Origin of the sequence: Falsirhodobacter sp. alg1 (genome assembly GCF_000739715.2) — a bacterium.
Lineage (GTDB): Bacteria > Pseudomonadota > Alphaproteobacteria > Rhodobacterales > Rhodobacteraceae > Falsirhodobacter.
On sequence record NZ_BBJC02000055.1, the window covers coordinates 1 to 779 of the forward strand.

At 55.5% G+C, this 779-nt stretch carries 1 protein-coding gene; it reads left to right on the plus strand.

Annotated features, from left to right (window positions below; all coding sequences use genetic code 11):
* A partial coding sequence (locus TR36_RS14135; RefSeq protein WP_045394018.1) for a DUF1217 domain-containing protein occupies positions 1–641 on the plus strand: 641 nt, incomplete at its 5' end.
* Positions 642–779: the final 138 nt, after the last annotated feature.

The window sequence follows — 779 nt, forward strand, 5'->3', positions numbered from 1 at the left end:
GAGAGCTCGGGACGCTGGCTGCATCAAGCAGCAGCGACGATACCAAGTGGTTCAAGATTCTGGGTTCGGAATCCTTGCGAAGCGTGTTCCAGACAGCCTTTGGGCTGCCGACATCCTTTGCCTCGATCGATCTGGATCAACAGCTGACTGTCATGAAGGCAAAGGCAAAATCCCTGTTCGGCAGTTCCTCCATTTCCGACTTTGCCAATTCTGACAAGGTTGATGCATTGATAAAACGCTTTCTGATCATGTCCGATCTGACAAACCCCTCTCTCGATATTGCCCTGCGCAACGGCGATGTGATTTCCGTAGAGCGTGACCGCCGGACATTCATGTCGCTGGGTGCTACAGGTCAGTCGGTTGTTCATTTCGAGAAGCCACAGCTTTCCGCACTGGAGGCGATTGCGCAGGTCGGTGGCCTTCAAACCAACCTTGCCGACCCCAAGGGCGTATTCGTGTTCCGTGATGAGGATGAATCCACGGTACGCAGCCTGACCGGTCGCACGGACTTTGCCGGCCCCCAACGTGTGGCCTATGTTCTGGACCTGACCGAACCTTCGGGCATGTTCGAAGCGCGGGATTTCCAGATCCGCGACGGCGACATATACGGTTATCCTCCAATTCATTCCGTCCGATGGTAAACCGCACCACCGTCCGGCCTCAAGTTGCGATTACGTGAGACGGGGGCAAGGAAAAACTACGGCACCGTTTCAAGATAGGCGATAATGGCCTTGCGATCTTCTTCGCGCGGCAGACCTGCAAAGGCCATCTTGGTGCCC